The organism is Streptosporangium sp. NPDC048047 (assembly GCF_040653115.1).
Classification (GTDB): domain Bacteria; phylum Actinomycetota; class Actinomycetes; order Streptosporangiales; family Streptosporangiaceae; genus Streptosporangium.
Genome location: NZ_JBEZNH010000005.1, coordinates 14,763 through 28,360 on the forward strand (window position 1 = coordinate 14,763; position 13,598 = coordinate 28,360).

A 13,598-nucleotide genomic window follows, 5' to 3' on the forward strand; every position below is an offset into this window, starting at 1 on the left:
CAGGACGCCCCGGAGCGGATCCACGCGGGCGGGCGCGGCGGAGGAGGGGAGACCCGCGGGGCGCCCGGAGCGGAGACGCCCGGAGCGGAGGCGGGGGAGACCCGCGAGGCGGATGCAACCGCTCCCGGACGGTCACGCGAAGTCACCTTCGATGGACACCGTCATCGTCTTGCTCAACCGCGACCTGAGGGTGCACGACCACCCGGCGCTCGCCGCCGCGTGCGCGCGGGCCCGCCGGGTCGTCCCCCTCTTCGTGCTGGACCCCTCCGTGCCCGCCGGCCGCCGGTCCGGGTTCCTGGCGGAGACCCTCGCCGACCTGCGCCTGTCGCTCCGGGAACGGGGCGGCGACCTCGTCATCCGCCGGGGCGACGCGGTGGCCGAGACCGTACGGCTGGCCCATGAGATCGCCGGCGGCGGAGGCGGCGACGGGTCCGGCGCGGGGACCGTCGAGGCCGTCCACGTCAGCGCCGACGTCAGCGCCCTCGCGCGGCGCAGGGAACGCCGCCTGGCCGGGGAGTGCGAGCGGCACCGGATGGAGTTCCGGGCCTTCCCCGGGGTGACGATCGTGCCGCCCGGCGCGGTCACCCCCTCCGGGAAAGGGGACCACTACCGGGTCTTCACCCCCTACTGGCGGGCCTGGCAGGCCCATCCCCGCCGCGAGGTGCTTCCCGCCCCGGCCAGGGTGACCCTGCCCGAGGGGCTGGACCCCGGCGCCCCGCCGCCCGGCCGGTCGCACCGGCCGCACGAGCTGTTCCAGGGCGGCGAGACGGTGGCGCGCCGGCGCATGCGGCAGTGGCTGAAGTACTGCGTGACCGACTACGCCGCCGGCCACGACGACCTCGCGGGCAACCGCACCTCCAAGTTCAGCCCCTACCTGCGTTTCGGCTGCCTGTCACCCCTGGAGCTGGAGTCGCTGGCCGAGGACGGCGACGACTTCGTGAGGCAGCTCTGCTGGCGCGACTTCTTCTACCAGGTGACGATGGCCTTCCCGGCCATCACCCGCGCCGACTACCGGCCGCGCGGGCTGACGTGGAACGACGACGCCGACGCCCTCCAGGCGTGGAAGGAGGGCCGGACCGGGCTGCCGATCGTGGACGCCGGGATGCGGCAGCTCCTGGCGGAGGGCTGGATGCACAACCGCGCCCGCATGCTGACCTCGTGGTTCCTGGTCAAACGGCTGCGGATCGACTGGCGGGCGGGCGCCGACCACTTCTTCGACCTCCTGCTCGACGGCGACGTGGCGAACAACTACGGCAACTGGCAGTGGGTCGCCGGGACCGGCAACGACACCCGGCCCAACCGGATCCTCAACCCGGTACGGCAGGCCCGGCGGTTCGACCCGGACGGGGAGTACGTCCGCCGCTACGTTCCCGAGCTCCGGGACGTCCCGCCGAGGGCGCTCCACGAGCCCTGGCGCCTGCCGTCGGGGGTGCGCGGCTACCCGCCGCCCCTGACGCCCTTGGACTGACCGGCCGCCGGGGTCGCCGAGGCGGGCGCGGTGACCCGCCGTGCCCGGTTCCAGCGGCCCGATCGGGACGGAATCAGGCGGAACCGGGCGGAACTATTTCCCGCCATCGGGCGTCGCAGAGGTGTGGACTCCTTCGACGGCATCGACGACGCCCTGCGCGCGGCCCGTGAGCGGGTGCGGCTCCTGGAACGACTGACCCGCCAGCGGCAGGCGGTGACCTCCCAGCTCGACGAGGTCGGTGAGCTGATCGGCGAGCTGGAGGCGCGGCTCGCCGAGGAGGAGCGCGACGTGTCCCGGCTGGAGGGCGGCGGGTTCGCGGCGTTCCTGGCCGGTCTGACCGGTTCCAAGGAGGAGAGGCTCGCCAGGGAGCGCGCCGAGGCCCAGGCCGTACGGCAGCGCCTCGAAGGGCAGCGCACCCGCCTGCGGTGGCTGGAGGCCGACCGGGCGGAGGTGGAGCGGGGCCTGGCCGGGACCGGCTCGGCCCGCGAGGAGTTCACCGCCCTGCTCGAACGCAAGGAGCGGCTGCTGACCGGGTCGGCCGACCCGCGCGGCCGGGAGCTCGCCGCCCTCGCCCGGCGGCTCGCCGACGTCCAGGCCGACCTGCGCGAGCACGAGGAGGCCCACCTGGCCGGGACCGTCGCCGGCCAGGCGGTGGAGCGGGTCCTGCGCTGCCTCGGCGGTGCCCGCGGCGCCTCCACCTGGGACGTGCTGGGCGGCGGCATGCTGGCCGACATGATCGAGAACGGTCACCTGCGCGACGCCGACCAGGCGGCCTGGCAGGCCCAGCGCGCGCTGGACGCCTTCGCCCGCGAGCTGGCCGACGTCGGCGTCCACGCCGATCCGCGGCTCCCGCAGATCGACACCCGGTGGTTCGCCGACATGTTCTTCGACAACATCGTCTTCGACGCGCTCAAGCACCGGCGGATCGCCCGCACCGGCGAGGCCGTCGCGGAGGTCGGGCGCTGGGTCGGCGGCACGGTGAGCGGCCTGGCCTCCCGCCGAGCGGAGCTGGCGGGCGAGCGCGACGCGCTCCTCGGGCGTCGCGAGGAGATCCTGACCGGCTGACCACCGGATCGGCGGCCCCGGCGCCCCGGCGTCCAGCCGGCCGGGTGCGGACGGCCCGGTTTCCCGGACGCCGGAGCGGACGGCCCGGCGCCCCGATCGGCCGGGTGCCGGACCGGCCGATGGGGCAGGCGGGCCGATGGGGCTGACGGGGCGGCCCGGCGGTGACAAGCTCGGCGTGAAGGCAGCGCACGTCCCGAGCGGCTCGATGGAGGCCGGCATGTCGACGCCCCGCGTGGTCCCGTTCCTTCGCTACGAGGACGCCCCGGCGGCCGTGGCGTGGCTGGGTGAGGTCTTCGGGTTCCACCCGCTGACCGCCCCGCCCGGCGACGGCGGGGACCCCGCGTGCGTCCGGCTCGCCCTCGGGGACGCGGTGGTCGTGCTGGCCCCGGTCCGCGACGGCGAGCCGTACCTGCGCAGCGCCCTGGACCTGCCCGCGGTCAGCCAGGGGGTGTTCGTCGTGGTGGACGACCTCGACGCCCACTACGAGCGGGCGGCGGACCGGGGCGCGGAGATCGTCACGGAGATCGAAGCCACCCCCGACGGCGCCAGGGCCTACCTGGCCTTCGATCTGGAGGGCCAGCTCTGGGCCTTCGGGGACGGCTTCGGGGCCGGCGGTCCCGGCTAGGTTCTGGTCCCGCGGATCATCCCGCGGTGTCCGGACGTCGTTCCGCGGGCCCCCGCCGTGAGCGGGGGCCCGGCGGCCACGGCGGGCGGGACGGTCCACGGAGCGGAGCCCGGTGGCGCTAGTGGTGGTGGTCGTGCCCGTCGTGCTCGTCGTGCTCGTCCTCCTCCGCGGGGCCCTCGGAGGGCTCGACGCCCAGCACGGCCTCGCGGGGCTCGATCGACTCGATGTGCTCGATCAGGCCGAGCACGTGGTCCGGCTCGATGAGCCACTGCAGCGAGGTCGCCCCGCTGTCGTCGGCGGAGACCATCTCCGCCTGCTCCCGGCGCTCGGCGTCGTCGAGGTCGGCCTCGGGGTGGTTGATCTCTTTCAGCGCGGCGGCCTGGAGCGCGCCCAGGTCGGTCACCTCTACGGTCAGTTCGACCGTGAGGCGAAGATAGCGTTCGGTGCCCGATTCATCACTCATGGTGGTAAATCTTAGTGCCCCCGGCGGGCCGGACCGACCTGGGAGGCCTGTGGATCATCCCGCCTGCCGTGTCCGGCCGGGCGGGGATCCGCGGAAGGGAACCTACGGGAGCCGCCAGTCGACCGGGTCGGCGCCCTGCTGCTCCAGCAGGTGGTTGGCGCGGCTGAACGGGCGGGACCCGAAGAAGCCGTTGCGGGCCGACAGCGGACTCGGGTGGGCCGACTCGACGGCCGGGTAGGGGTGCAGCATCGGCCGCAGGTTGCGGGCGTCACGTCCCCACAGGATCGCCACCAGCGGCTTGCCGCGCTCGGCGAGCGCCTTGATGGCCTGCTCGGTGACCTCCTCCCAGCCCTTGCCCCGGTGGGAGGCCGGCTTGCCCGGCATGACGGTGAGGACCCTGTTGAGCAGCAGCACGCCGTGCTCGGCCCAGGGGGTCAGGTCGCCGTTGCCCGGCATGGGCAGCCCGAGGTCCTCGGTCAGCTCCTTGTAGATGTTGCGCAGGCTGGCCGGGATCGGGCGCACGTCGGCGGCCACGGAGAAGCTCAGGCCGATCGGGTGGCCCGGCGTGGGGTAGGGATCCTGGCCGACGATCAGCACCTTCACCTCGTCGAAGGGCTGCTGGAAGGCGCGGAGCACATTGGGGCCGGCGGGGAGGTACTGCCTGCCCTCGGCGACCTCCTTCCGGAGGAAGTCGCCCATCTCGGCGATCTTGCCGGCGACCGGCTCCAGGGCCTTGGCCCACCCGGCTTCCACGACTTCGTTCAAAGGGCGTGCGGACATGGGGAAACCCTATCGACCTTTGAGGTCCGGTACGGCTCGCCCGGGAAAACCGGGCAAGCCGTACCGGACCTGCCCCCTTACTTCACCGAGCCGGCCATCATCCCCTGAACGAAGTACCGCTGGAAGGCGAAGAAGAGCACCAGCGGGATGATCAGGGAGAGGAAGGCGCCCGGCGCCAGGATGTCGATGTTCGTTCCGAACTGCCGCATCTGCGACTGCAGGGCCTTGGTCATCGGCTGGTTGTCGGAGTCGGCGAACACCAGCGCGACGAGCAGGTCGTTCCAGACCCAGAGGAACTGGAAGATCCCCAGCGACGCGATCGCGGGCTTGGCCAGCGGGAACACCACGGTCGAGAAGATGCGCCACTCACTCGCGCCGTCCATCCGCGCGGCCTCCAGCAGGGAGCCGGGGATGCCCACGAAGAAGTTGCGGAGCAGGAAGATGGCGAAGGGGAGCCCGAACGCGACGTGGAAGAGCACCACGCCGACGATGGAGCCGAAGATGCCGAGCGTGCCGTAGAGCTTCGCGATCGGGATCAGCGCGATCTGGATCGGCACCACCAGCAGGCCGACGACCACGAGGAACAGCGGGTCCCGGCCGGGGAAGTCCATCCAGGCGAACGCGTAGGCCGCCATGGCCGCGATGCCGATCACCAGGACCGTGGCGGGCACCGTGATGGCCACGGTGTTCCAGAACGACGAGGTGAACCCGGTGGCCAGCAGGTCGCCGTAGCTCTTCAGGGTGAACTCGGCCGGCTTGGTGAACGCGGTCCACCAGCCGGTGGAGTTGTTGGCCGCCTCGTCGCGGATCGAGACCACGAACAGGCCGAGGGTGGGGACCAGCCAGAAGACGCCGATCAGGACCATGAGGGCCTGGATCACGCCGCCGCCGATCCGGTCCGCGACCCGGCCCAGGGCGCCGCGCCGCGGGGCTCCGGCGATGGTGGAGGTTGTCACTGGTTGTCCCTCCTGAACCGGCGGATGTTGATGACCATGAACGGCAGGACGAGGATCAGCAGGAAGATGGCCAGCGCGCTGCCCAGGCCCTGGTTGTTGCCGCCGCCGAAGGCGACCCGCCACATCTCCAGCGCGATCACGTTGGCCTGCGGCTGCACCGATCCCGGCGCGATGACGAATACCAGGTCGAAGACCTTCAGGGTGTTGATGATCATCGTGACGAACACGACGAGCAGCACCGGCGACAGCAGCGGCACGGTGATCTTGCGGAACACCTGCCACTCCGTGGCGCCGTCGATGCGGGCCGCCTCCAGGGCGTCACGCGGGATGGCCGACAGGCCCGCCGCGATCAGCACCATGGAGAACCCGGCCCACACCCAGATGAAGGCTCCGATGATGGCCGGGGTGATCAGCGTCGGGCCGAGCCAGGAGACCCCGCCGAAGGCCGCCTCGAAGTTCGACTGCGGCAGCCGTACGACGTAGTCGCCCGGGGCCAGGCCGGTGAGGCGGAAGGTGCCGTCGGCGCCGGTGGTGCCGGTGGCCTTGACGGCGCCGTTCTGCACCGCCTCGACCGTCAGTCCCGAAAGGGCCTTCTCAGTGGGGTCGACCTCGTTGATCCGCCCGCCGCCGCCCTGGGTGAAGTCCACCCAGACGGTGCCGGCCAGCTCGCCGGGCCCGGCCTGCGGAGCCGCCTTGGCCGTGGAGGCCGTGGCGAGGTCGGCGGGCTTCACGCCAACCAGCGGGACCAGCACGGCCTTGCCGGGCTGCGCGGGCTGCCTGCTCACCACCGCGCCCTGCTGGGCGGCGATGGGCGCCTGGTCGTTCTCCCGGGGCCGGGCGTCGGGGAAGCCGGTGTGGCCGCCGAAGACGCCCTGCACCGAGGTGATCACGGCGTTCGCCACGCCCCGGTCGGGAGCCTGCTCGTACACGAGCCGGAAGATGACGCCGGAGGCCATCAGGGAGACGGCCATCGGCATGAAGACGATCAGCTTGAACGCGGTCGCCCAGCGGATCCGCTCGGTCAGCACCGCGAAGATCAGGCCGACCACGGTCACGATGGCGGGGGCCACCACGACCCAGATCAGGTTGTTCCTGATCGTGGTGAGGGTGCCGGAGTCGGAGAAGATCGCCCCGTAGTTGTCCAGCCCGACGAAGGCGTTCCCCGTGCTGTCGTAGAGGCTGCGGAAGATCGAGTAGATGATCGGGTAGATCACCATCGCGCCGAGCAGCACCACGCCCGGCAGCAGGAACATGATCGCCAGCTTCGGCGACGGTCCCAGCCGGGAGGGGCCGCGCCCCGCTGCGGGAGCGGCCGCTCCGGGGGCGGCCGCCCCGGCGGTGGCGATCTCCGGCTCGACGGCCGGGGTCATCCGCTCGGCGGGGTCGTCGGAGGTGGCGGGGGTCACGTCGGCGAGGGCGGGGTGGACCTCGCCGTCGGCGCCGGGGCCCTCGGCCGCCTCGCCGGTGGTGCCGATGGTGCCGGTGGCGTCGCGGGTGTCCGCGACCGGGTCTCCGGCGTCCGCGGCGGTGCCGGCGGGGGTCTCGGAGGTGGTCCCGGCGTCCGCCGGGGGTGGGGGCTCCTCGCGTGGTCCGGCGGAGGAGCCGGGTGCGTCATCCGGTCCGGGAGAGGACCCGCGGGCGGCGTCGCCGCCGCCGCGCGGGGCCCGCGGGCCGTTCAACCGTTCGGTCACGGCCGCTCTCCCTTACTTCCAGGCCTTCTTGGCCTCGGCCTCGAGCTGCTTCTGGATGTCCTTGATCTTGGAGGGGTCGCGGACGAAGTCCTGCAGGAGCTTCCACTCGCCCTTGCCGTCGGTGCCGCCGAAGGCGCTGGGGGCCAGGTCGGACATGTCGTAGCGGACGGCCTCACCGGCCGAGACGATCGTCTGGGCGAGCTTCTTGGTCAGCTCGGAGGGGTAGTTGTCGGGCGAGACGTTGCGGTTGGGCGACAGGTAGCCGGGAAGCTTGGCCCAGACCTCGCCGCCCTCCTTGGAGGCGAGGAACTCCATCAGCGCCATCGCGCCCTTGGACTCCTTCATGACCACCGCGATGTCGCCGCCCAGCACGACCGGCTCGGTGTCACCGGCCTTGGGGAACGGGAAGTACTTGGCCTCCTCGCCCACCTTGGCCTTGGACTCCTCGGCGGTGGTGCCGACGAAGTCGGCCTCGATGACCATCGCCGCCTTGTCCTGGCCGTAGACCTGGGTGACGCAGGTGGGGAAGTCGGTCTGCAGGGCGCCGGAGGTGTCGCCGAGCAGGAACTCCTTCTTGCCGACGAGCTGGCCGATCTTCTCCAGCGCGGTGGTGACCGAGGGGTCGGTCCAGGGGATCTCGTGCTTGGAGAGCTTGGTGTAGTTCTCCGGGCCCGCGCTGGACAGGTAGACGTTCTCGAACAGGTCGGTCAGGGTCCAGCCGGAGGCGCCGCACAGGGCGAACGGCGGGGTGCCGGAGTCGGCGACCGTCTGGGCGGTCTTGACGAACTCGTCCCAGGTGGTGGGCGGCTGCGCGCCGGCGTCCTGGAAGGCCTGGTCGCGGTACCAGACCAGCGACTTGTGCGCCGCCTTCATCAGCACGCCGTAGGTCTTGCCGTCGGCGGAGCCCAGCTCCTTCCAGTACGGGGTGTAGTTGTCGTCGAGCTGCTTCTGCACCTCGGGGGCGAGCTCCTTGAGCGCGTTCTCCTTGGCGTACTGCTGCAGCAGGCCCGGCTGGGGCAGGATCGCGATGTCCGGCGGGTTGCCGCCCTGGATGCGCGGGCCGAGGTAGGCGCCGGTGTCCTCACCGGTGGAGGCGTAGGTGACCTTGGCGCCGGTCTTGGCCTCGAACGCCTTGAGGACCTGCTCGAAGTTGGTCTGCTCGGCGCCCGTCCACTTGGCGGCGACCTCGACCTTCACGCCCTCGAGGGTCTTGGCCGCCGGGGCCGCCGCGCTGTCGCTCGCGGCGGCGGAGGGGGAGGCGGCGTCGTTCTGGCCGCCGCAGGCGGCGAGTGCGAGCGCGAGGCCCGCGGTGGTCAGGGTGATGACGGATTTGCGCATGCTGGGAAGACCTCCTGTGCTTGCGGAGGACCCGTGGGAGCCGGGTCCTTCCAGGGGGGTGGCGGAGGAGGGGACCGTGCGGAGCGAGAGTGGGGATGACGACTCGGACGGGGGGATCGCCCCCGGTCACTGAGTCCGTATGATCTCGCTGAGCTGGCCTTTGATGGAGGCGACGATGTCGCCGTCGTCCTCCTCCAGGGGATGTGTGAGGGCGTTGGAGACCGCGCTGGCGATCACCAGGCTCACCTGGTTGTAGTTGGCGCTCGCCGGTCTGGGGCGGGCGGAGAGGATGCTCTGCTTCAGAACCGGTAGGTAGGGGAAGCGCTTGATCAGGCCGGGGTCGTCGTACAGCTCGGCCCACACGGGCGGGAACGAGCCGTCGGCGAGCACCCGCCGCTGGTTCTCCAGGCCGGTGAAGTAGCGGATGAACTCCACCGCCGACTTCTGCCGCTTGGAGTAGGCGCTGACCGCGAGGTTGACCCCGCCCAGCGAGCTGGAGCCGGGGCCGTTCAGGCCGGGCAGCCGGGTCACCCCGAACCTCTTCCCGACCGCCGAGGCGGTGGCCGGGCCGTAGGCGTGGGGCCAGTTCCTGGCGAAGGCCAGGCGGCCCTCCTGGAACGCCAGCCGGGACTCCTCCTCCTTGAAGGAGAGGGCCTCGGCCGGGATCCATCCCTCGCGGACGCCGCCGGTCAGGAAGTCCAGGCCCGCCTTGGCCCGGTCGGTGTCCATGGTGACCCGCGTGCCGTCCGGGCTGAGGATGTCGGTGCCGGCCGACTGCACGGCCTCGGCGAAGTTGACGGTCAGCCCCTCGTAGGCGAGGAACTGCCCGGCGTAGCCGCCGACGCCGTACCTCTCGTGCAGGGTCCCGGCCTGCTCCCGCAGCTCCGCCCAGGTCGTGGGCGGCTTGAAGCCCTGCTTGGCGAGCAGGTCCTTGCGGTAGTAGAGCAGGCCGGCGTTGCTGGTGTACGGCACCGCCCAGAGCTTGCCCCGGTAGAGCGCGGTGTCGACCACCGGCGGCAGGAACCGGCCCAGCGGGAACGCGCCGCGGTCGAGCGGCACGATCCAGCCGGCGTCGGCGAACTCAGCCGTCCAGACCACGTCGAGGCCGAGGACGTCGTATCGTTCGCTCTTGGCCTGGAGGTTGGCGACCATCTGGGCGCGTTGCTCGTCGGCCGCCTCCGGAAGCTCCAGAAGGGTGACGCGCTCGGCCGGATGGGCCTCGTTCCAGCGGTCCAGGAGCGGCTGGAGATACCCGGTGGTGTCCCGTCCCGTGACGAAGGTGATCGGACCGGTCCCGCTCGACCGTTCCGGTGTCTCCTGCGCGACGGCCCCCGAGCATCCCGCCGCAAGCAGCGCGGCGAGCGCGACCGGGAACAGTCTGCGCATGATTGCCACCTCGTTTCGGTGCGGTTACATACGTGTTAGGTAGATGCATGCATGTTATGCACAGCGTTAATGTGGACGTCAACGGATAAGGCCGTAACGCTCAGATAACGAGCTCCTGGAGGAGGTGGGGCGTGAGGCTGTCGCTGCTGGCGCTCCTCGCGAAGGAACCTGCCCACGGGTACGAGCTGAAACAGGCGCTTGAGCAGATATTCGGCCGGGCGTACCCCTCGCCGAACATCGGGCAGATCTACGTGACGCTGGGCCGGATGGAGAAGGACGGCCTCGTGAAGGCGGTGGACGTCGAGCAGTCCAACCGGCCGAACAAGAAGGTGTACTATCTCACCGCCAAGGGCCGGGACGCCCTCGACGCGTGGGCCGACGAGCCCACCGAGGGCCCCAGGGTCCGGGACGAGTTCTTCATGAAGCTCGTGCTGGCCCCGATGACCGGCATCGCGGACCGGACGGCGCTGATCAACCGCCAGCGCCGCCACTACCTCGCGCTCATGCGCGACCTCAACGAACTGGCCGAGCGGACCGACCGGGGGGATCGCGTCGCGCTCCTGCTGATAGAGGGGGCCATGCTGCACCTGCAGGCCGACCTCGACTGGCTCGAACGCTGTCAGGAGGACCTCCCGTGAGTCCACCCCCCATCGTGAACACCGTCAACCTCGTCAGGATCTACCAGGACGGCGGGGTTCCGGTGCCCGCCGTACGAGGGGTGGACCTGAAGGTCGAGGCGGGGGAGTTCGTCGCGATCATGGGGCCGTCCGGGTCCGGCAAGTCGACCCTGGTCCACATGCTCGGCGGCCTGGACGCCCGGACCAGCGGCGAGATCTGGCTCGACGGCTCGCGCGTCGACGCGCTGAGCGAGAGCGCCTGGGCGCTGCTGCGCCGCAGGAAGATCGGTTTCGTCTTCCAGTTCTTCAACCTGGTCGCCAACATGACCGTCGCCGACAACGTCGAGCTGCCCGCGCTGCTGGCCGGAGCCTCTCCCCGCGAGGCCCGCGAGCGCCGGGAGTACCTCCTCGGCGAGCTCGGCCTGGCCGACCGCGCCGACGCCGCCCCCGCCCAGCTCGCCGGCGGCGAGCAGCAGCGGGTCGCGCTGGCCCGCGCGCTGGCCAACCGGCCGAGCCTGCTGCTGGCCGACGAGCCCACCGGCAACCTCGACAGCCGCAACACCCGCGACGTCCTGCGCCTGCTCGGCGAGGTCCACCGCGACGGCCAGACCATCATCCTGGTCACCCACGACGCCCGGGTGGCCAGCCTGGCCGACCGCGTGGTCTCGCTGCTCGACGGCCAGATCGTCGACGACGGGGCCGTCGGCCCGGTACGGCGCCGCCCCCGCGCGTCCGCGGGCGACGTCGTCGAGCTGAGGAGCTAGCCGCCGATGAGCACGACCGGCCGCCCGCCCGCGCGCCGCGGGACCCACGTCGCCCCCGCGCGCCGCGGGACCCACGCCGCTCCCGCGCGCCCGGGGGCCCCGGCATGAGCACGGCCAGGGCCTCGGCCCGGTGGATCCGCGCCGACCTGAGGGCCCGCCGGGGCCAGGCGCTGCTGACGGTGCTCGCGGTCGCGGGGATCGTCACGGCGCTGATCGTCTCGGTGACCCTCCTGGAGGACGGCACCAACCCCTGGCGGGGGCTGTTCGCCGAGTCCCGCGGCGCCCACGTGTGGATCCACACCAGGGACGCCCCCGACGTGACCGCGCTGTCCCGCCTGCCGGGTGTGGCCGAGGTGGCCGGGCCGTACCGCACCGCGCCGGTGACGCTCACCCTGGAGGGCAAGAAGTCGCCGGTGGCGCTGCGCGGGATGGCGGCGACGCCGCCGGCGGTGGCCACGCCGCTGGTCCGGCAGGGGCGGTGGCTGCGTCCCGGCGACATCGACGGCGTGGTCGTCGAGCGGTCCTTCGCCGAGGCGCTGGGCCTGCGTATCGGCGCGCCGTTCCCGGTCACCGCGCTCAACGGCGCCTCGCACCCGATGACCGTGGTCGGCCTGGCCGACACCGCCGACCAGGGCTTCTACCCCGAGTGGACGCCCGGCCTGGCCTGGACGCTCACCTCCACCCTCGCCAGGGTCGAGCCCGCGCTCGGCCGCAGCGAGTCGGTCACCGGCCTGCGGCTCGTGGACGGCGAGGACACCCTCCCGGCCGTGCACGGCGCGGTCACCCTGCTGGACGACCAGATCCAGCGCATGTCCACCTGGCGTGAGATCCGCGCGGCCATGGAGCTGGACAACCGGCTGCTCGGCCTGCTGCTGGCCCTGTTCGGCGCCACCGGGCTGGTCGCCGCCGCGCTGGCCGTCGCCAACGCGGTGGGCGGCCGGGTGCTCACCCAGACCCGTGACATCGCCACCCTCAAGTCGCTGGGCTACACCCGGGGCCAGATCTTCGGCCTGCTGACCGTGGAGCACGGCGCGCTCGGCCTGCTCGGCATCGCCTGCGGGCTGGTCTGCGGGCAGCTCGTCGCCTTCTTCGCGCTGGACGGGGTGCCGCTCCTGCCGCCGTCGCCGCTGCCGCTGCTGCTGATCATCCTCGGCACCGCCGCGGTGGTCGTGGTCGCCGCGGCCCTGCCCGCCTGGCGCGGGGGCCGCACGCCGCCGCTGCCCGCGATGCCCGCCGCCCCGCCCCGCGGCCGCCTGTCGCGGATGGCCAGGCTCGCCCTCCTGGTACGGCTGCCGCCGGCGCTCGTCCTGGGCACCCGCGACGCCTTCACCCGGCGGACGCCCGCGCTGCTGAGCATCTTCGGCCTCGCCGTCCCGATGATGATGATCACCATCGGGCTGGGGTGCTGGGCGACCCTGGACGACTTCCTGCGCCACCCCGAGCGGGTCGGGCAGGCCGCGGCGCTGGTCGTCCACCCCGACAAGCTGCCCGCCGACGAGGCCGCCCGGCTGGCCGCGGCCGACCCGCAGGTGCGGGCCGTCTACCCCGGCGCCGAGGTCTCCGCGCTGGAGCCCGAGCAGACCAGGACCGTGCTGGCCAGGGCGCTGGGCACCTCGGCGGAGCCGTACCCCTTCCGGGTGGCGGAGGGGCGGATGTTCGCCGCCCGGGGCGAGGCGCTGGCCGGGCAGGGGCTGCTCGACCTGCTGGGCGTGAAGATCGGCGACCGGGTGCGGATGACGGTCGGCGGCACGCCGCTGATCGTGCACATCGTGGGCAGGGTGGTGGAGCCCGACCAGGACGGCGAGGTGCTCTCCCTGGGGATGGACACCCTCGCGGCCAAGGACGCGGTGCCGCCGCAGTTCTACAGCCTGGTGCTCGCGCCGGGGGCCGACCCCGCGGCGGTCCGGGCCCGGCTGCTGGACGCCTCCGGCGAGAAGCTGGAGGTGACCCGGGTGGTCAACCCGGCCGAGCGGCTCTCGGTCATCCGCGTGGTGATCGTCGCGCTGATCGCCGTGCTCTCGCTGCTGGGCCTGGCGAACCTGCTGACCGCCAGCGCCCTGGGCCTGCGTGACCACGCGCTGGACCTGGCGGTGCTCAAGGCCATGGGCCTCACCCCCCGGCAGGTGGCCGCCACGCTGGTCACCGGCACCGGCCTGCTCGTCGTGCTGGGCGTGGTGGCCGGCGCCGCCGCCGGGGCCTCCGCGGTGGCGGGCCTGGTGGACCTTCAGGGCCACACCAGCGGCGTCGGCGCGGGCATCGGCCGGGCCCCCTCGCCGCTGACCCTGACCGTCGCGGTGGCCGTCGCGGTCGGCGCGGCCCTGCTGGTCGCGCTCATCCCGGCGAGGAAGGCCGCCCGCGCCCAGGTCCCGGTCACGGCCCGATAGGCCGCGGGCCGGCACCGCCGGCGCCGGCCTCCGGTCACGCTCCGGACCCGGTACCCGGGCT

Annotated in this window: 12 protein-coding genes; 6 read left to right on the forward strand and 6 right to left on the reverse strand. The window is 72.8% G+C overall.

The features are described 5' to 3' along the window. Nucleotides 1-151: 151 nt before the first annotated feature. The 3 genes from AB0D67_RS05820 (at nucleotide 152) to AB0D67_RS05830 (ending at nucleotide 3,158) form a co-directional block, all read left to right on the forward strand. A complete protein-coding gene (locus AB0D67_RS05820) occupies nucleotides 152-1,468 on the forward strand; it encodes a deoxyribodipyrimidine photo-lyase (RefSeq protein WP_362930359.1) in 1,317 nt (438 codons plus the stop codon). 123 nt (nucleotides 1,469-1,591) lie between these two features. After that, a complete protein-coding gene (locus AB0D67_RS05825; RefSeq protein ID WP_362930361.1) occupies nucleotides 1,592-2,533 on the forward strand; it encodes a hypothetical protein in 942 nt (313 codons plus the stop codon). A gap of 217 nt (nucleotides 2,534-2,750) precedes the next feature. Next, entirely contained in the window at nucleotides 2,751-3,158 is a 408-nt protein-coding gene (locus AB0D67_RS05830) for a VOC family protein (protein WP_362930363.1), read from the forward strand. Nucleotides 3,159-3,276: 118 nt separating this feature from the next. Here AB0D67_RS05830 and AB0D67_RS05835 read toward each other — a convergent pair whose 3' ends face one another. The 6 genes from AB0D67_RS05835 to AB0D67_RS05860 all read right to left on the reverse strand — a co-directional run bounded on the left by AB0D67_RS05835 (nucleotide 3,277) and on the right by AB0D67_RS05860 (nucleotide 9,772). Then, a complete protein-coding gene (locus tag AB0D67_RS05835; RefSeq protein WP_362930365.1) occupies nucleotides 3,277-3,621 on the reverse strand; it encodes a hypothetical protein in 345 nt (114 codons plus the stop codon). Between the two features lie 102 nt (nucleotides 3,622-3,723). Beyond that, nucleotides 3,724-4,401 (reverse strand): uracil-DNA glycosylase, encoded by a 678-nt coding sequence (locus tag AB0D67_RS05840; protein WP_362930367.1) that lies wholly within the window; start codon nucleotides 4,399-4,401, stop codon nucleotides 3,724-3,726. A gap of 77 nt (nucleotides 4,402-4,478) precedes the next feature. Beyond that, nucleotides 4,479-5,357, reverse strand: a complete 879-nt coding sequence (locus AB0D67_RS05845) for a carbohydrate ABC transporter permease (RefSeq protein ID WP_362930369.1) — start codon at nucleotides 5,355-5,357, stop codon at nucleotides 4,479-4,481. Beyond that, complete coding sequence (locus AB0D67_RS05850) at nucleotides 5,354-7,048, reverse strand: ABC transporter permease subunit (RefSeq protein ID WP_362930371.1); 1,695 nt, start codon at nucleotides 7,046-7,048, stop codon at nucleotides 5,354-5,356. Before AB0D67_RS05850 ends, AB0D67_RS05845 begins: the two co-directional genes overlap by 4 nt. Nucleotides 7,049-7,060: 12 nt before the next feature. Then, a complete protein-coding gene (locus AB0D67_RS05855; RefSeq protein WP_362930373.1) occupies nucleotides 7,061-8,386 on the reverse strand; it encodes an ABC transporter substrate-binding protein in 1,326 nt (441 codons plus the stop codon). A gap of 126 nt (nucleotides 8,387-8,512) precedes the next feature. Further along, nucleotides 8,513-9,772, reverse strand: a complete 1,260-nt coding sequence (locus AB0D67_RS05860) for an ABC transporter substrate-binding protein (RefSeq protein WP_362930375.1) — start codon at nucleotides 9,770-9,772, stop codon at nucleotides 8,513-8,515. Nucleotides 9,773-9,903: 131 nt separating this feature from the next. Between AB0D67_RS05860 and AB0D67_RS05865 the strand changes: the two genes are divergently transcribed. The 3 genes from AB0D67_RS05865 to AB0D67_RS05875 all read left to right on the forward strand — a co-directional run bounded on the left by AB0D67_RS05865 (nucleotide 9,904) and on the right by AB0D67_RS05875 (nucleotide 13,537). Further along, nucleotides 9,904-10,410 (forward strand): PadR family transcriptional regulator, encoded by a 507-nt coding sequence (locus tag AB0D67_RS05865; RefSeq protein ID WP_362930377.1) that lies wholly within the window; start codon nucleotides 9,904-9,906, stop codon nucleotides 10,408-10,410. Next, nucleotides 10,407-11,153, forward strand: a complete 747-nt coding sequence (locus AB0D67_RS05870; RefSeq protein WP_362930378.1) for an ABC transporter ATP-binding protein — start codon at nucleotides 10,407-10,409, stop codon at nucleotides 11,151-11,153. The genes AB0D67_RS05865 and AB0D67_RS05870 overlap by 4 nt, the downstream gene beginning before the upstream one ends. A gap of 104 nt (nucleotides 11,154-11,257) precedes the next feature. Beyond that, entirely contained in the window at nucleotides 11,258-13,537 is a 2,280-nt protein-coding gene (locus AB0D67_RS05875; RefSeq protein ID WP_362930380.1) for an FtsX-like permease family protein, read from the forward strand. The last annotated feature ends 61 nt before the right edge of the window (nucleotides 13,538-13,598 follow it).